The organism is Variovorax sp. AC103, assembly GCF_979254005.1.
Genome location: NZ_CEEDFC010000008.1, coordinates 84,791 through 100,965, shown reverse-complemented (window position 1 = coordinate 100,965; position 16,175 = coordinate 84,791). Strand labels below are relative to the sequence as shown.

The following is a 16,175-nucleotide window of genomic DNA, read 5'->3' as shown; positions in this document are numbered from 1 at the left end:
AAAAAAGAAGGGAGAGGGTCAGCCCACGCGCCACGGCGGACGCGAGGGGGACCAATGGTAGGCGATGCGTTCGCGCCCGCTGGTGGGGTGGCGGTCGACCGTGCCGCGTTCCAGGCCATAGCGTTCGTAGAAACGCTGCGCCGAGGTGTTGGTGACCGCCACGTGCAGCCGCCAGCCGGTGGGGATGCGCACACAGGCCTCGTCGAGCAGCGCCTTGCCCAGGCCCTGGCTGCGCAGGTGCGGCTCGACGAACAGCTGGGCCACGTACTCGCGCCGGCCCAGCAGCACCATGAAGGCGAGCACCTGCCCGTCGCGTTCCGCCAGCACCACGTCGGCCGGCGGGCCGAACTCGGCCTGCACGCGACGCAGCCAATGGACGATGGGTTCGATGGTGGCGGCGCCACGGTTGGCCGCGATCCAGGCGCGGCGCCAGATGCCGGCCAGCACCATGTTCTCTTCGGGACCGCCTTCGCGCGATCGCAACTGGAAGGCAGGAATCTGGGCAGCGGACATGCGACTCATGATACGGGCAGGGCCGCCCGTGCGGTCGATCAGGTGTGCAGCGTCTGCGCATGGTGCGCAATGTGGTCGGCCATGAAGCTCTGGATGAAGAAGTAGCCGTGGTCGTAGCCCGCATGGCGGCGCAGCGTCAGCGGCTGGCCCGCTGCGGAGCAGGCGGCTTCGAACACCTCGGGGTGCAGTTGCTCGCCCAGGAATTTGTCGGCCAGGCCCTGGTCGATCAGGATGCCCTGCGGGTAGGGCGCGGTCACCTGCGACTTCATGAGCGCGCTGGCATCGTGCGCCAGCCACTGCGCGCGGTCGGCGCCCGGCTCGCCCAGGTAGCCGGCGAAGGCCTTCTCGCCCCATGGGCACTGCGTGGGCGCGCAGATGGGTGCGAAGGCCGACAACGACTTGAAGCGCCCCGGATGCCGCAGCGCCAGCGTGAGCGCGCCGTGGCCGCCCATCGAGTGGCCGAAGATGCCGATGCGGTCGCCGTCGATGGCGAACTGCTGCGCCGCCAGCGGCAGCAACTCCTGGACGATCCAGCTTTCCATGCGCCAGTGCGTGGCCCAGGGCTCGGCCAGCGCGTCGAGGTAGAAGCCCGCGCCGATGCCGAAGTCCCAGCTGTCCCTGGCGCCCGGCAGGCTTTCCGCTGCGGCGCCGCGCGGGCTGGTGTCGGGTGCGATCAGCGCAATCCCCATGCTCGCGGCCAGGCGCTGTGCGCCGGCCTTCACCGCGAAGGTTTCTTCGTTGCAGGTCAGGCCCGCGAGGTAGAGCAGGGCGGGCACGCGAGCGTGCGCGGCCTGGGGCGGCAGGTAGACCGAAAAGCGCATCGGCAGGCCGATCTCCTGCGACGCGTGTTCGTGAAAGCTCTGCACGCCGCCGAAGGCGTGGTGCGCGGAAAGGGTCTTGGGGGTGTGGTCGGTCATGGAGTGGTCATGGGGTCTGGTCGCGCAGGGCCGGCACCAGTTCGAGCACGGCATCCGCAAAGGTGCGCGGCGCTTCCTGCGGCATGTTGTGGCCCACGCCGGGCACGAGCCTGTGCGAGCGCGGTCCGCTGAAGCGATGGGCATGGGCCGACGCCTCGGCCGGCGGGCGCACGCCGTCGTCGATGCCGTCGAAGGTGATGGTGGGCACGGTGATGGCCGGCTGGGCCGCGAGCCGGCGTTCGATGTCGGCGTAAGCCGGGTCACCGGGCACGAGTGCGAAGCGGTGGCGGTACGACTGGATCACCACGTCCACGAAGTCGGGGTGGTCGAAGGCGGCGGCGCTGCGCTCGAAGGTGGCGTCGTCGAACTTCCACGTGGGCGACCACAGCTTCCACAGCAGCTTCGTCAGCCCCTTGCGGTCTTTCGCAAGGCCGGCGCGGCCGCGTTCGCTGTGAAAGTAGTACTGGTACCAGAGGCTGTGCTCGTTGGCGGGCGTGTCCGGCTCCATCGCCTTCGCGATGTTCTGGATGTTGTAGCTGTTGAAGGACACCAGCCCCGCCACGCGTTCGGGCCACAGCGCCGCAACCACGCAGGCGGCCCGGCCGCCCCAGTCGTAGCCGGCCAGCACCGCGCGTTCGATCTTCAGCGCGTCGAGCAGCGCGAGCAGGTCGGCGCCGAGCGCGGCCTGTTCGCCCGAGCGCGGCGTGGCATCGCTCAGGAAGCGCGTGGCGCCATAGCCGCGCAGGTACGGCACGATGACGCGGCAGCATTGCCCGGCCAGCAGGGGCGCGACTTCGGCGTAGGTGTGGATGTCGTACGGAAACCCGTGCATCAGCAGCACGGGCGGCCCGTCGGCGGGGCCGGCTTCGAAGTACGCGACTTCGAGCACACCGGCCTCGATCTTGCGCAGGGGCGTCATTCTTTCGATCACGAGGTCACCTCCACGAAGAGCGCCGCTAGGCTGGGGGTCAGTAAAGCACCACGCCGCGGATCGACTCGCCGCGCTTCATGAGGTCGAAGCCCTTGTTGATGTCTTCCAGCGGCATGGTGTGCGTGATCAGGTCGTCGATGTTGATCTTGCCTTCCATGTACCAGTCGACGATCTTCGGCACGTCGGTGCGCCCGCGCGCGCCGCCGAAGGCCGAGCCTTCCCACTTGCGGCCGGTGACCAGCTGGAACGGGCGCGTGCTGATCTCCGCGCCCGCCTCGGCCACGCCGATGATGATGCTGCGGCCCCAGCCCTTGTGCGTGCATTCGAGCGCCTGGCGCATCACCTGGGTGTTGCCGATGCACTCGAAGCTGTAGTCCGCGCCGCCGTCGGTCAGCTGCACGATGGCGTCGACCACGTTTTCCGTCGTCTTCGGGTTGATGAAGTGCGTCATGCCGAACTTGCGGGCCATGGCCTCGCGCTCGGGGTTCAGGTCGACGCCGATGATCTTGTCCGCGCCCACCATCTTGGCGCCTTGAATCACGTTCAGGCCGATGCCGCCGAGGCCGAACACCACCACGTTGGCACCCGCTTCCACCTTGGCCGTGAAGATCACCGCGCCGATGCCGGTGGTCACGCCGCAGCCGATGTAGCAGACCTTGTCGAAGGGGGCGTCTTCGCGGATCTTGGCGAGCGAGATCTCGGGCGCCACCGTGTAGTTGCTGAAGGTGCTCGTGCCCATGTAATGGAAGATGGGCTTGCCGTCGAGGCTGAAGCGGCTGGTGGCGTCGGGCATCAGGCCCTTGCCCTGCGTGCCGCGGATCAGCTGGCACAGGTTGGTCTTGCGGCTCAGGCAGAACTTGCACTGGCGGCATTCCGGCGTGTACAGCGGAATGACGTGGTCGCCCTTCTTCAGCGTGGTGACGCCGGGGCCCACATCGACCACGATGCCCGCGCCTTCGTGGCCGAGGATCGCGGGGAAGATGCCTTCGGGGTCGGCGCCCGAGAGCGTGTAGTAGTCGGTGTGGCAGATGCCGGTGGCCTTGATCTCGACCAGCACTTCGCCGAACTTGGGGCCTTCGAGGTCCACGGTTTCGATGGTGAGCGGTTCTCCGGATTTCCAGGCGACGGCAGCTTTGGTTTTCATGGTGTGGGGGTTCTTCAGAAAGCGGGAGGAATGAGGATTCTCAGACGGGGCCAGCAGGGAAGATACCCGACATGCCGATGAACCCGCTCAGGTGGCGGAAATTCCAGACCCAGTTTCGCAGTGCGGGAAATTCGTCGAGCGAAATGCCGCCTTCGCCGGCCAGGGCAACGTAGGGGAAGCAGGCAAGGTCGGCAATGGTCGGCTCCGGGGCCGCGGCCAGCCACCGAAGGCCCGCGCCGGCCTGCTCGGCGAGGTGGTCGTCGAGCACGCGGAACACCGCGCGTGCGCCGCTGCGGCAGGCGTCGATGTCCAGGTGGTGGTAGCCCAACGCATCGTGCAGCCGCGCGGCCGATGCGGTGCGGGTGATCTCGTCGGCGGTGGCGAGCCACATGGCGATCTGGCCCCGCAGCTTCGCGTCGTCCGGGTACCAGCGGCCCTGCGTGTCGTAGCGGCTCGCGAGATAGACCACGATGGCCTGCGCATCGCGCAACACGAAGCCGTCGTCATCCAGCACCGGGAGCTGGCCCAGCGGATTGACGTTCGCCAGGAACGCCGCGCGGGTGTGTTCGCGGCCCGGGAAGAAATCGACCGGCACCAGCTCGTGCGCAAGGCCCAGCCACGCCAGCATCTGCCGCACCTTGAAGCAGTTGCCCGACAGCGGGTAGTCGTGGAGCTTGATCATGGCGCGGCCCCGGCCGCTTGCAGCACGCCGAAGCGCATGCCGCGCTCGCGCAGCCAGCGCCTGTAGGTGACGGACGAGATGTCGCCGCGCGTGGGCGTCTCGGCGCGGCCTTCGAGCGGCATGCGCTTGAAGGCGTGGTTCTCCAGGATCGGCTTGTCCTGCCCGAAGATGGTGTGCTGGAAGGCGATGAGCGCGGCGTCGCTGGAGTCGTCGTCGTAGCAGGCCAGCACCGTGTGGGCGATCACGTGCTCGTGGTCCACGGGCTGCAGGAACAGGCCGATGGCGTCGAGCGCGCCCGCGCGAAAGCTCGACTTGTAGAGCATGGCCGAGAAGGGCTGCATCACGCGGTACTTGTAGCGCACCTGGCTGCCCGTGTCGTGCGCGGCCGAAGCGCGCGGCTGCCAGAAGCGGCAATCGGTGGCCCAGATCTCGCCGGTGGCGGGTTCGACCTCGACGTTGTACTTCGCCACCTCGGTGTGCGGCACCTTGCCGAGGTAGTCGGCGTGCACGAAGGGGAAATGCGCCATGTCCAGGAAGTTCTCGATCACGCGCAGGCCGGACACCGCCACGCCGATGCCGCCGCAGTCGATGGTGCGGCGGCCAGCTTCGCTGTATTCCGGGAAGTCGAACAGGGCGCGTGCCGGACGGCCGCTGGGGCAGACCCAGAGATGGCCGTAGCGCGACTGCACGGTCAGCGGCTGGTCTCCCAGGCGGCAGTGGGGCGTGCCGTCTGCGTCGATCCACAGGTGCACGGTGTCGCCGAGCAGGCGGGTGGTGCGAGGCGCCGGCGCGGCGGGTCCGATGACGAGCCAGTCGTCGAGCATGTTGGGGTCGTCGGTGACGAAGGGCATAGTGTCTTTCAGCCGAGGGCTTCGATGTCGCTGCGCAAGCTGCGGGCGGCGGTGTGCAGGGTCTTCAGGGCGGCTGAGCCACGGGCAGCGTCGCTCCAGAGGTGGACGAAGGCGAGGCGGGGCTGGGCGTCGAGGACGAGCGCGACGGTGTCCACCCCGCCCAGTTGGCCGCGCCGGGCGCCCGTTGTCGCATCGCTTGCAAAACCTTGTTGCGCCAGCGCTTCGCGCACGGTGCTGGCGGGCGAACGCAATGTGAGCGTGCGGCAGAACTGCCAGCCGGCTGGCACGGCATCGGCCAATGACGGCGGTGCGAGCGAGGCCTCAGGCGACAGCTGGACCCACAGCATGCCCCCAGACTCTGCGGTGGCGAAGGTCTTCGCGCAGACATTGCGCGGCGCCTGCATGGCCGGGTGCGCCGGAATGCGCGTGCACTGCCCGCTGCCCGCCGCGTATTCCCAGCCGTGGTACGCACAGGCCAGGCGGTTCTCGATCACCTGGCCCAGCGTGAAGCGCACGCTGCGGTGCGGGCATCGGTTCTCCCAGGCCTGGGGGCTGCCGTCGGCGGCGCGCCAGAGCGCGAGTTCCTGGCCTTCGGCGAAGCCGGCCACGATGTTGGCGCCGGGGCGCAGGTCGGCCGAGGGCGCAACGGGGTGCCAGGTGGATGCAGGGGGTGTGTTCATTCGTCGTGAGGTCGCAGGGCGGAGCGCCGGTGATACCGTACCGCTTCCGCCCCACCGATGAAAGCCACATGAAGAGACGCATCTTTTCATTCCTGAAACGCTGGCTCGCATGAGCCGCATCGATCTCGCGCTGGTCGAGGCCTTCGTGCTGGTCGCAAAGAGCGGCAGCCTCACCAAGGCGGAAACCCTCTCGGGCACGTCCAAGGCCACGCTGAGCCGGCAGCTCACGCGGCTGGAGGAGCTGCTGGGCGCGCAACTGCTGATGCGCAGCCCGCGCCGCATGGCGCTCACCGAGGCCGGCCGTGCCTTCCTGGTGCGTTCGGAAGGACTGCTCGACGAAGTGACCGGCCGGCTGGAAGCCGCCAGCACCGAGATCCACGCGCTGACGACCGGCGTGTCGGGCCGCCTCTCGCTGCTGTCCGACACGCAGTTCAGCACCTCCTTCGTCTGCCATGTGGTCAAGCTGTTCCTGGCGTCGCACCCGGACGTGCGCTGCCAGCTCGACGTGGCCAGCGGCTCCCATGCGCCGCAGGTCGGCGACGTCGACTGCTACGTGTGTGCCGAGCCGCCCGATGCGCCGAACCTCGTGGCCAAGCTGCTGGGGCGGCTTAACTACGGGCTCTATGCGAGCCCGCAGTACCTGGCGCGCCACGGCACGCCGTCGTCGCCCGAGGAGCTGGCGCGGCACCAGTCGATCGCGATGAAGGAGCCGTCGTCGGGGCGCTCGCAGGTGCTGCTGCTGTCGGGCGCAGGCAGCTTCGCCTTCGGCGCGGAGCCCGCGTTCGAAACCAACGACCACTGGGTCATGAAGACCTTCTGCATCGACGGGCTGGGCATTGCCCTGCTGCCGGTCTTTTTCGCCGGACCCGAGGTCGCGCAGGGCGTGCTGGTGCCGGTGCTGCCGCAGTGGCAGCCCGAGCCGCGCCGCATCTACTGCGCCTACCAGCGCCAGCGCTACATGGGGCAGAAGCTGCGCGCCTTCGTCGACCTGATGGCGCACAGCGTGGTGGACATCGACTCTTTCAACCACTACGTCGGCTCGTCGGCCGGGCGGCGCCGAAAGCCGGCCGCAAGACCATAATTGGCGCCCCCGGCTCCGGCCTTCGAACCTGCTGTTCATCATGAAGAAAATCCTCGTCCTCAACGGCCCCAACCTCAACCTGCTCGGCACGCGCGAGCCCGAGCAGTACGGACGCGACACGCTGGCCGACGTCGAGCGCCTGTGCAAGGACGCCGGCGCCAAACTCGGTGTGGAGATCGAATGCCGCCAGTCGAACCACGAAGGCGTGCTGATCGACTGGGTGCAGGAAGCCGGCCGCGAAGTGGCCGCGGGCACCATGCTGGGCGTGGTGATGAACCCCGGCGCCTACACGCACACGTCGATCGCGCTGCACGACGCCATCAAGGGCGCGAGCGTGCCGCTGATCGAGCTGCACATCTCGAACGTGCATGCGCGCGAACAGTTCCGCCACCACTCGTACATCTCGCCTGCGGCGCGCGGGATCATCGTGGGCCTGGGCGTGAAGGGCTATACGCTGGCCATCGCAGCGCTGGTGCCCTGATTCCCGGCTAGTACTGCTGCTTGGGTGCCGCCGCCTTCCAGCTGCGGCTGATGCGCCCGGCGTTGTCGATGCTCTCCAGGTGCACGTCGAAGCCCCAGAGCCGCGCGACGTGCTTGAGCACCTCTTCCGCGCCGTCGTGCAGCGGCAGGTTGTTGCGCTGCGTGTGGCGCAGCGTGAGTGACCGGTCGCCGCGCGTGGCCACGTTCCACACCTGGATGTCGGGCTCGCGGCTGCTGATGTCGTACTGCCGGGAGAGCGATTCGCGCAGCGCCTGGTAGCCGCTGTCGTCGTGGATGGCGGACACCTGCAGCTCCGATTCGCTCTGGTAGTCGCGAATGGAGAACAGCCGGAAGTCGCGCATGGTCTTGGGGCTCAAGAACTGGCCGATGAAGCTCTCGTCCTTGAAGTTGCGCATCGCGTAGTCGAGCGTCCTGACCCAGTCGGTGCCCGCGAAGTCGGGGAACCAGCGGCGGTCTTCCTCGGTGGGCTTCTCGCAGATGCGGCGCAGCTCGGTGAACATCGCAAAGCCCAGCGCATAGGGGTTGATGCCGCTGTAGGCGCGGTGCCCCACGGGCGGCTGGTAGATCACGCCGGTGTGCGAGCTGAGCCATTCCATCATGAAGCCGTCGGCCAGTTGCCCGCGGTCGTACATGGTGTTGAGCAGCGTGTAGTGCCAGAACGTGGCCCAGCCTTCGTTCATCACCTGGGTCTGGCGCTGCGGATAGAAGTACTGCGCGATCTTGCGCACGATGCGCACCACCTCGCGCTGCCAGGGTTCGAGCAGCGCGGCGTTCTTCTCGATGAAGTACAGCAGGTTCTCCTGCGGCTCCGACGGAAAGCGGCGCGCCGAATCGGACTCGGCCGCCTGCTCGCTGCGCCGCGGCAGCGTGCGCCACAGGTCGTTCACCTGCTGCTGCATGTGGCGCTCGCGCTCCGCGCGCTGGGCGCTTTCCTGCGCCAGCGAGCGCTTCTGCGGCCGGCGGTAGCGGTCGACGCCGTAGTTCATCAGCGCATGGCAGGAGTCGAGCAGTTCTTCCACCGCATCGACGCCGTGGCGCTCCTCGCACTCGGCGATGTAGTGCCGCGCGTAGACCAGGTAGTCGATGATGGACGACGCGTCGGTCCACATCCGGAACAGGTAGTTGCCCTTGAAGAAGCTGTTGTGGCCGTAGGCCGCATGCGCGATCACCAGGGCCTGCATGGCCATGGTGTTCTCCTCCATCAGGTAGGCGATGCACGGATCGGAGTTGATGACGATCTCGTAGGCCAGCCCCATGTGGCCGCGCTTGTAGTTCTTCTCGGTGGCGATGAACTGCTTGCCGTACGACCAGTGCCTGTAGATCATGGGCATGCCCACGCTGGCGTAGGCGTCCATCATCTGCTCGGCGGTGATCACCTCGAGCTGGTTGGGGTACACGTCGAGCCCGAAGCCCCGGGCGGTCTTGGCGATCTCGGCGTGGTAGGTCTCGATGAGCTCGAAGGTCCAGTCCGAGGGGCTGGGCAGGCGTTCCAGCCGGGGCAGGCCGGCGGGTGCGTCGAGGGCGTCGGGGGTGAGGATGGTGCTCATGACGTGACCCCTTCCTTCTTGAACAGGTCGCGGAAAACCGGGTAGATGTCCTGCGCGTCGGACACCTTGCGCATCGCGAAGTTGGGCTGTACGCCTTCGAGCTGCGCGTACTCCTGCCACAGGTTCTGCTCGGTCTCGGCCACCTGCACGTAGGCGTAGTAGCGCACCACCGGCAGGATGTCGTTGACCAGCAGCTCGCGGCAGCGCCCGCTGTCCTGGTGCCAGTTGTCGCCGTCGCTGGCCTGCGCGCCATACACGTTCCATTCGCCGCTGGGGTAGCGCGCCTTGATGATCTCGTCCATCAGCACCAGCGCGCTCGACACCACGGTGCCGCCGGTCTCGGTGGCGTGGAAGAACTCTTCTTCCGTCACTTCCTGCGCCTGCGTGTGGTGGCGCAGGAACACGAGGTCGATGGTCTCGTAGTGCCGCGTGAGGAACATGTACAGCAGCATGAAGAAGCGCTTGGCCATGTCCTTGCGCGCCTCGTCCATGGAGCCCGACACGTCCATCAGGCAGAACATCACGGCCTTGGCGCTGGGCACCGGCGTCTTCACGCGGTTGCGGTAGCGCAGGTCGATCGGGTCGATGTAGGGCACGCGCCGCATGGTGCGGCGCATTTCCTCGATGCGCTCCTCGGTCTCGCGGATCTCCTTCTGGATCAAGGCCGTTGCCGCTTGCGGATGGTGCTGCAGATGGAGCAGGTGCGCTTCGAGGCGCTTGAGCTCCTTGCGCGGCTCGCCGCCCAGCGCAATGCGCCGTGCCAGCGCCCCGCGCATCGAACGCACCACGTGCAGGTTGTTGGGCGAACCGTCGCTGGTGAAGCCGGCGCGGTGGCTCTTCCACTCGGGCACGTCGGCGATCTGCGTGCGAATGAGGTGCGGCAGCGCCAGGTCGTCGAAGAACACGCGCATGAACTCCTCGCGCGTCAGCCGGAAGACGAAGTCGTCGTCGCCTTCGCCGCTGTCGCCGGCCTCGCCGCTGCCGGAGCCGCCACCGCTCCCGCCTTCAGGGCGCTTGATGCGGTCGCCCTTCAGGTACTCCTGGTTGCCCGGGTGCACATACTCGCGGTCGCCGCCCCGGGCGTGACCGAACACGGGTTCGGACACATCGTGGCGCGGCAAGGTCACGTCTTCGCCTTGCTCCAGCTCGCGGATGTTGCGCCCGCTCACCGCGCGCCGCACCGCCTCCTGGATCTGCCCCTTGTAGCGCCGGAGAAAGCGCTCGCGGTTGCCAATGGACTTGTTCTTGCCCGATAGCCGGCGGTCGATGATCTGCTGCAGGATGGCCACGATGGTGTCAAAGCTCCTTGCAAGGAAGAGGGGAGAACGGCCTGGGCGGCGCCGTGGCTATCTATGCGCTATGAACTCTTGCGCACCCGCAGGTACCACTCGCAGAGCAGGCGCACCTGCTTGGCGGTGTAGCCCTTCTCGACCATGCGCGTCACGAAGTCCTCGTGCTTCTTCTGCTCGTCGGCGCTGCTCTTGGTGTTGAAGCTGATGACCGGCAGCAACTCTTCGGTGTTGGAGAACATCTTCTTCTCGATCACCGAGCGCAGCTTCTCGTAGCTGGTCCATGCCGGGTTGCGTCCGCTGTTGCCGGCCCGCGCGCGCAGCACGAAGTTGACGATCTCGTTGCGGAAGTCCTTGGGGTTGCCGATGCCCGCCGGGCGTTCGATCTTCTCGAGCTCGCCGTTGAGCGAGGCCCGGTCGAACACCTCGCCGGTGTCCACGTCGCGGAACTCCTGGTCCTGGATCCAGTAGTCGGCGTAGGTCACGTAGCGGTCGAAGATGTTCTGGCCGTACTCGCTGTAGCTCTCCAGATACGCGGTCTGGATTTCCTTGCCGATGAACTCGGCATAGCGCGGCGCCAGCAGTTCCTTGATGTAGCTGATGTACTTCTGCTCGACCTCGGGGGCGAACTGCTCGCGCTCGATCTGCTGCTCGAGCACGTACATCAGGTGCACCGGGTTCGCGGCCACTTCGGAGCTGTCGAAGTTGAAGACCTTGGAGATGATCTTGAAGGCGAAGCGGGTCGATACACCGCTCATGCCTTCGTCCACGCCCGCGTAGTCGCGGTACTCCTGGATCGACTTGGCCTTGGGGTCGGTGTCCTTCAGGCTTTCGCCGTCGTAGACCTGCATCTTGCTGAAGGTGCTGGAGTTCTCCGGCTCCTTCAGGCGGGTGAGCACCGAGAGCTGGGCCATCATGCGCAGCGTTCCCGGGGCGCAGGGCGCCTGCGCCAGCGACGAGTTGCGCACCAGCTTCTCGTAAATCTTGATTTCTTCGGAGGCGCGCAGGCAGTAGGGCACCTTGACGATATAGATCCGGTCGAGGAAAGCCTCGTTGTTCTTGTTGTTGCGGAAGGCCTTCCACTCGCTCTCGTTGCTGTGGGCCAGCACGATGCCGTCGAACGGAATCGCGCCGAAGCCTTCGGTTCCCTTGAAGTTGCTTTCCTGGGTGGCGGTCAGCAGGGGGTGCAGCACCTTGATGGGCGCCTTGAACATTTCCACAAACTCCAGCAGCCCCTGGTTGGCCAGGCACAGGCCGCCGGAGTAGGCGTAGGCGTCCGGGTCGTCCTGGGCATAGGTCTCCAGCTTGCGGATGTCCACCTTGCCGACCAGCGAGGAAATGTCCTGGTTGTTCTCGTCCCCTGGCTCGGTCTTGGCCACCGCGATCTGCCGCAGCACCGACGGGTAGCGCTTGACGACCTTGAACTGGCGGATGTCCCCGCCGTACTCCTCGAGCCGCTTGACGGCCCAGGGCGAGAGAATTCGGTTCAGGTAGCGGCGGGGAATGCCGTATTCCTTTTCAAGAATCTCGCCGTCTTCGATCGTGTCGAACAGCCCGAGCGGGGATTCATTGACCGGCGAGCCCTGGATGGCGTAGAAGGGCACGTGTTCCATGAGCTGCTTCAGGCGCTCCGCGATCGAACTCTTGCCGCCGCCGACCGGTCCGAGCAGGTAAAGGATTTGCTTCTTTTCTTCCAGCCCCTGCGCGGCGTGGCGGAAATAGGACACCACCTGTTCTATGGCTTCTTCCATGCCATAGAACTCCTTGAACGCCGGATAGATCTTGATGACCTTGTTGGCGAAGATGCGCGAAAGACGCGGGTCGTTTCGGGTATCCAACAGTTCGGGCTCGCCGATGGCCTTGAGCATGCGCTCCGAGGCCGTGGCGTATGCCGTGCGATCTCGCTTGCAGGTGTCGAGGTACTCCTGCAGCGAGATGACTTCCTCGCGGGTTCGCTCGTAGCGGGCGGCAAAGTTGCTGATCACATCCATGGTCACGCCTCCATCAAGACAGTGGGCTTTTGGCCCGAAAGCCTGCAGCTGAGGCGATGCGCAACTTTGGAGGTGTGCCTGCCCTTGACTGCATGCCGCGGAAAACTCCCCTTACAACATTCTGCTAACAATCAGCATAAAGCAAAGATTGAACCTGGCAAATCATTTGTTAAATCAGAACCACGTCGCTGAGTAAAGTTCCTCGAAAAACGCAGAACGATTTTTCAAATTTCAGTTAAATTCAAAAGCTCGCTTTCGTAATTCTCCCCGGGTGAAACGCCTATGACGAATGGCTATCGTCCATTTTTATGTTTCTCCGGGAAAGCACTGCCTATTGAGCCTGCGCGCTCAATAAAAAAGGTGTCTTCTTCAATAACGCGCGACCTGCCGTTTGGTTTATTGCACATCCGAAAAAAATATAAAAGCAATCCTCGCGCCACTTCTGCAGGAGCGTCTCAGGGCTTGTACGCGGGGGAACGCGGCGCGGATGCAGCCCGACGTGGTCAGAGACGTGCGAAAGGTGCGTTTTTGGTGCTGCGAGGACTGTGCAGGCACGCGAATGCACCGCGCTGAAGCGCCAGACGTGCAAAAGGGCCGCGGAGCGGCCCTTCCGGGAGGACGATGCAACCCTCAGGAATGGGGCCGCTGGTGTTACATGTCAGAAGAGAAAGGGGGCATGGCGCGCTGCACCATCGCCCGACGCGTCATGAACAAGGAGTCGGTCCTGTTTCTGCACGCCTTTGGTGCTCGGGGGTGGACAAGCCCGCCCCGGCACTGACTCCACTGGCTCAGCTGAAGAATTCCTTCGCCTTGTCGAACCAGCCCTTGTCGGTCGGGCTGTGCTTCTCGCCGCCCTTCTTGAGCGACTCGTCGAGCTCTTTCAGCACCTTGCGCTGGTGCTCGGTGAGCTTCACCGGCGTCTCGACGCGCACATGGCAGTACAGGTCGCCCGGGTAGCTCGAGTTCACACCCTTGATGCCCTTGCCGCGCAGACGGAACTGCTTGCCGCTTTGCGTGCCTTCGGGAATGTCGATGGCCGCGGCGCCCTTGAGGGTGGGCACGTTGATCTCGCCGCCCAGCGCCGCCGTGGTCATGCTCACGGGTACCACGCAGTGCAGGTTGTCGCCGTCTCGCTCGAAGATCTCGTGCTTCTTGAGCCGGATCTCGATGTACAGGTCGCCCGGTGGGCCGCCGTTCACACCGGGCTCGCCGCTGCCCGTGACGCGCATGCGCTGGCCGTCGTCGATGCCCGCGCGGATCTTCACTTCGAGCGTCTTGTTGCGCTTGATCTTGCCCTGGCCGTGGCACACGGTGCAGGGCTCGGGAATGATCTTGCCGCTGCCGTGGCAGGTGGGGCAGGTCTGCTGCACGCTGAAGAAGCCCTGGCGCATCTGCACCGCGCCCGCGCCGTGGCACGTCGTGCAGGTGATGGGCTTGGTGCCCGGCTTGGCGCCGGAGCCATGGCAGGTGTCGCACTCGTCCCAGGTGGGAATGCGGATCTCGGTGGTCTTGCCTTCCGCGGCTTCCTCGAGCGTGATTTCCATCGCATAGCTCAGGTCGCTGCCGCGGAACACCTGGCGCCCGCTGCTGGTACGCCCGCCGCGGGCGCCGCCGAACACGTCGCCGAAGATGTCGCCGAAGGCCTCCGCGAAGCCGCCGAAGCCTTCCGCGCCTGGGCCGCCGCGCATGTTGGGGTCCACCCCCGCATGGCCGTACTGGTCGTAGGCCGCGCGCTTCTGTCCGTCGGACAGCATTTCGTACGCTTCCTTCACCTCCTTGAACTTGGCCTCGGCGTCCTTGCTGGTGTCGCCATGGTTTCGGTCCGGGTGGTGCTTCATCGCAAGCTTGCGATAAGCCTTCTTGATTTCTTCCTCGCTCGCGTTCTTGGGGACGCCGAGGGTTTCGTAATAGTCGCGTTTGGTGGCCATGGCAGGTCGATCAGGGGGCTCGGGAGACAGCTGGAACTCGGGTGACTTGAAGCGAGAAAGGCTGGAGCACCCCGCAGGGTGATCCAGCCTTGGTCAAGCGGCTGGGAATCAGCCCTTCTTGACTTCCTTGACTTCGGCGTCGACCACGTTGTCGTCGGCCTGCGCATGCGCAGCAGCTTCCGCGCCACCCGGGCCCGAAGCGGCCGAAGCACCGGCGGCAGCGGCCTGCGATTCCGCGTACATCTTCTCGCCGAGCTTCTGGCTGGCGGTCATCAGCGTGTTGGTCTTTTCCTCGATCGCGGCCTTGTCTTCACCCTTGAGGGCTTCTTCCACGTCCTTGATCGCGGCTTCGATCGCTTCCTTCTCGGCGGCTTCCAGGCTTGCACCATGTTCGCCCAGCGACTTCTTCACGCTGTGCACCATGGCCTCGCCCTGGTTGCGGGCCTGCACGATCTCGAGCTTCTTCTTGTCGTCTTCGGCGTTGAGCTCGGCGTCCTTCACCATCTTCTGGATCTCGTCTTCGGAGAGGCCCGAGTTCGCCTTGATGGTGATCTTGTTTTCCTTGCCGGTGCCCTTGTCCTTGGCGCCCACATGCAGGATGCCGTTGGCGTCGATGTCGAAGCTCACCTCGATCTGCGGCGTGCCGCGCGATGCCGGCGGAATGCCTTCGAGGTTGAATTCGCCCAGCGCCTTGTTGCCCGAGGCGATCTCGCGTTCGCCCTGGAACACCTTGATGGTCACGGCCGGCTGGTTGTCTTCGGCCGTCGAGAAGGTCTGTGCGAACTTCGTCGGGATCGTGGTGTTCTTCGTGATCATCTTGGTCATCACGCCGCCCATGGTCTCGATGCCCAGCGACAGCGGGGTCACGTCGAGCAGCAGCACGTCCTTGCGGTCGCCCGAGAGCACCTGGCCCTGGATGGCGGCGCCGACGGCCACGGCTTCGTCGGGGTTCACGTCCTTGCGCGGTTCCTTGCCGAAGAAGGCCTTCACCTTTTCCTGCACCTTGGGCATGCGGGTCATCCCCCCGACCAGGATCACGTCGTTGATGTCGCTCACGCTGATGCCGGCGTCCTTGATGGCCAGGCGGCAGGGGGCGATGGTGCGCTCGACCAGCTCGTCGACCAGGCTTTCCAGCTTGGCGCGGGTGAGCTTGATGTTCAGGTGCTTCGGACCCGAGGCATCGGCCGTGATGTAGGGCAGGTTGATGTCGGTCTGCGCGCTGTTCGACAGTTCGATCTTGGCCTTCTCAGCGGCTTCCTTCAGGCGCTGCAGGGCGAGCACGTCCTTGCTCAGGTCGACGCCCTGTTCCTTCTTGAACTCGGCAATGATGTAGTCGATGATGCGCTGGTCGAAGTCTTCGCCGCCCAGGAAGGTGTCGCCGTTGGTCGACAGCACTTCGAACTGCTTCTCGCCGTCCACGTCGGCGATTTCGATGATCGACACGTCGAAGGTGCCGCCGCCCAGGTCATACACGGCGATCTTGCGGTCGGCCTTGTCCTGCTTGTCCAGGCCGAAGGCCAGGGCAGCAGCGGTGGGCTCGTTGATGATGCGCTTGACGTCCAGGCCCGCGATGCGGCCGGCGTCTTTCGTGGCCTGGCGCTGGGCGTCGTTGAAGTACGCTGGCACCGTGATCACGGCCTCGGTGATGGTCTCGCCGAGGTAGTCTTCGGCGGTCTTCTTCATCTTGCGCAGGATGTCGGCGCTGACCTGCTGCGGGGCCATCTTCTTGCCGCGCACCTCGACCCATGCGTCGCCGTTGTCGGCCTTGGCGATGGTGTAGGGCATCAGGTCGATGTCCTTCTGCACTTCCTTTTCCTCGAACTTGCGCCCGATCAAACGCTTGATCGCGTACAGCGTGTTCTTGGGGTTGGTGACGGCCTGGCGCTTGGCCGAGGCACCGACCAGGACTTCACCGTCTTCCTGGTACGCGACGATCGACGGCGTGGTGCGGGCACCTTCCGAGTTCTCGATCACACGCGTGGTGTTGCCTTCCATGATCGACACGCACGAGTTGGTGGTGCCGAGGTCGATGCCGATGATCTTTGCCATGTTCTTTACTCCTGAAAGCCTGAAAAATATGTTGTTATGAACTTGTGGATAACCCGGCGCGATTCAAGGGG

At 65.5% G+C, this 16,175-nt stretch carries 14 protein-coding genes; 2 read left to right on the top strand and 12 right to left on the bottom strand.

The features are described 5' to 3' along the window. Positions 1–18 precede the first annotated feature (18 nt). The 7 genes from AC0IYU_RS13860 to AC0IYU_RS13830 are packed head-to-tail and all read right to left on the bottom strand — an operon-like array spanning position 19 to position 5,718. Complete coding sequence (locus AC0IYU_RS13860) at positions 19–513, bottom strand: GNAT family N-acetyltransferase (RefSeq protein WP_435483309.1); 495 nt, start codon at positions 511–513, stop codon at positions 19–21. A gap of 38 nt (positions 514–551) precedes the next feature. Then, entirely contained in the window at positions 552–1,430 is an 879-nt protein-coding gene (gene fghA / locus AC0IYU_RS13855) for an S-formylglutathione hydrolase (RefSeq protein WP_472117672.1), read from the bottom strand. A 7-nt stretch (positions 1,431–1,437) separates the two neighbouring features. Continuing rightward, positions 1,438–2,358: an alpha/beta fold hydrolase gene (locus AC0IYU_RS13850; RefSeq protein WP_472117990.1), complete on the bottom strand. Its 921-nt coding sequence runs from the start codon at positions 2,356–2,358 to the stop codon at positions 1,438–1,440. 40 nt (positions 2,359–2,398) lie between these two features. Continuing rightward, the gene (locus AC0IYU_RS13845; RefSeq protein WP_472117668.1) at positions 2,399–3,505 is read right to left on the bottom strand and encodes an S-(hydroxymethyl)glutathione dehydrogenase/class III alcohol dehydrogenase; all 1,107 of its coding nucleotides are present in this window, start codon (positions 3,503–3,505) and stop codon (positions 2,399–2,401) included. A 40-nt stretch (positions 3,506–3,545) separates the two neighbouring features. After that, the gene (locus tag AC0IYU_RS13840) at positions 3,546–4,187 is read right to left on the bottom strand and encodes a glutathione S-transferase family protein (protein WP_472117665.1); all 642 of its coding nucleotides are present in this window, start codon (positions 4,185–4,187) and stop codon (positions 3,546–3,548) included. After that, on the bottom strand, positions 4,184–5,038 hold the full coding sequence (locus AC0IYU_RS13835) for an aromatic ring-hydroxylating dioxygenase subunit alpha (protein ID WP_472117661.1): 855 nt from the start codon (positions 5,036–5,038) through the stop codon (positions 4,184–4,186). Before AC0IYU_RS13835 ends, AC0IYU_RS13840 begins: the two co-directional genes overlap by 4 nt. 8 nt (positions 5,039–5,046) lie before the next feature. Next, positions 5,047–5,718, bottom strand: a complete 672-nt coding sequence (locus AC0IYU_RS13830; protein ID WP_472117658.1) for a Rieske 2Fe-2S domain-containing protein — start codon at positions 5,716–5,718, stop codon at positions 5,047–5,049. A gap of 109 nt (positions 5,719–5,827) precedes the next feature. Between AC0IYU_RS13830 and AC0IYU_RS13825 the strand changes: the two genes are divergently transcribed. Together AC0IYU_RS13825 and aroQ are read left to right on the top strand one after the other, a co-directional pair. Further along, a complete protein-coding gene (locus AC0IYU_RS13825) occupies positions 5,828–6,799 on the top strand; it encodes a LysR family transcriptional regulator (protein WP_472117655.1) in 972 nt (323 codons plus the stop codon). A 40-nt stretch (positions 6,800–6,839) separates the two neighbouring features. Continuing rightward, positions 6,840–7,280, top strand: coding sequence for a type II 3-dehydroquinate dehydratase (aroQ, locus tag AC0IYU_RS13820; protein ID WP_472117653.1), 441 nt, complete (start codon positions 6,840–6,842; stop codon positions 7,278–7,280). Between the two features lie 7 nt (positions 7,281–7,287). Here aroQ and AC0IYU_RS13815 read toward each other — a convergent pair whose 3' ends face one another. From AC0IYU_RS13815 to dnaK, 5 genes are all read right to left on the bottom strand, one after another. Continuing rightward, positions 7,288–8,847, bottom strand: a complete 1,560-nt coding sequence (locus AC0IYU_RS13815; RefSeq protein ID WP_472117651.1) for a SpoVR family protein — start codon at positions 8,845–8,847, stop codon at positions 7,288–7,290. Further along, a complete protein-coding gene (locus AC0IYU_RS13810; protein WP_435483316.1) occupies positions 8,844–10,136 on the bottom strand; it encodes a YeaH/YhbH family protein in 1,293 nt (430 codons plus the stop codon). The genes AC0IYU_RS13815 and AC0IYU_RS13810 overlap by 4 nt, the downstream gene beginning before the upstream one ends. A 68-nt stretch (positions 10,137–10,204) precedes the next feature. Then, positions 10,205–12,127 (bottom strand): PrkA family serine protein kinase, encoded by a 1,923-nt coding sequence (locus AC0IYU_RS13805; RefSeq protein ID WP_472117648.1) that lies wholly within the window; start codon positions 12,125–12,127, stop codon positions 10,205–10,207. 788 nt (positions 12,128–12,915) lie between these two features. Beyond that, entirely contained in the window at positions 12,916–14,055 is a 1,140-nt protein-coding gene (gene dnaJ / locus AC0IYU_RS13800) for a molecular chaperone DnaJ (RefSeq protein WP_435435534.1), read from the bottom strand. Positions 14,056–14,163: 108 nt separating this feature from the next. Beyond that, on the bottom strand, positions 14,164–16,104 hold the full coding sequence (dnaK, locus tag AC0IYU_RS13795; RefSeq protein WP_472117646.1) for a molecular chaperone DnaK: 1,941 nt from the start codon (positions 16,102–16,104) through the stop codon (positions 14,164–14,166). Between the last annotated feature and the right edge of the window lie 71 nt (positions 16,105–16,175).

Bases quoted from the DNA above. Each gene is read 5' to 3' on its own strand.
- AC0IYU_RS13845 (WP_472117668.1), bottom strand. From the start codon at position 3,505: ATGAAAACCAAAGCTGCCGTCGCCTGGAAATCCGGAGAACCGCTCACC.
- dnaJ (WP_435435534.1), bottom strand. From the start codon at position 14,055: ATGGCCACCAAACGCGACTATTACGAAACCCTCGGCGTCCCCAAGAAC.
- AC0IYU_RS13825 (WP_472117655.1), top strand. From the start codon at position 5,828: ATGAGCCGCATCGATCTCGCGCTGGTCGAGGCCTTCGTGCTGGTCGCA.
- AC0IYU_RS13840 (WP_472117665.1), bottom strand. From the start codon at position 4,187: ATGATCAAGCTCCACGACTACCCGCTGTCGGGCAACTGCTTCAAGGTG.
- AC0IYU_RS13830 (WP_472117658.1), bottom strand. From the start codon at position 5,718: ATGAACACACCCCCTGCATCCACCTGGCACCCCGTTGCGCCCTCGGCC.
- dnaK (WP_472117646.1), bottom strand. From the start codon at position 16,104: ATGGCAAAGATCATCGGCATCGACCTCGGCACCACCAACTCGTGCGTG.
- AC0IYU_RS13815 (WP_472117651.1), bottom strand. From the start codon at position 8,847: ATGAGCACCATCCTCACCCCCGACGCCCTCGACGCACCCGCCGGCCTG.
- AC0IYU_RS13835 (WP_472117661.1), bottom strand. From the start codon at position 5,038: ATGCCCTTCGTCACCGACGACCCCAACATGCTCGACGACTGGCTCGTC.
- AC0IYU_RS13805 (WP_472117648.1), bottom strand. From the start codon at position 12,127: ATGGATGTGATCAGCAACTTTGCCGCCCGCTACGAGCGAACCCGCGAG.
- aroQ (WP_472117653.1), top strand. From the start codon at position 6,840: ATGAAGAAAATCCTCGTCCTCAACGGCCCCAACCTCAACCTGCTCGGC.
- fghA (WP_472117672.1), bottom strand. From the start codon at position 1,430: ATGACCGACCACACCCCCAAGACCCTTTCCGCGCACCACGCCTTCGGC.
- AC0IYU_RS13860 (WP_435483309.1), bottom strand. From the start codon at position 513: ATGTCCGCTGCCCAGATTCCTGCCTTCCAGTTGCGATCGCGCGAAGGC.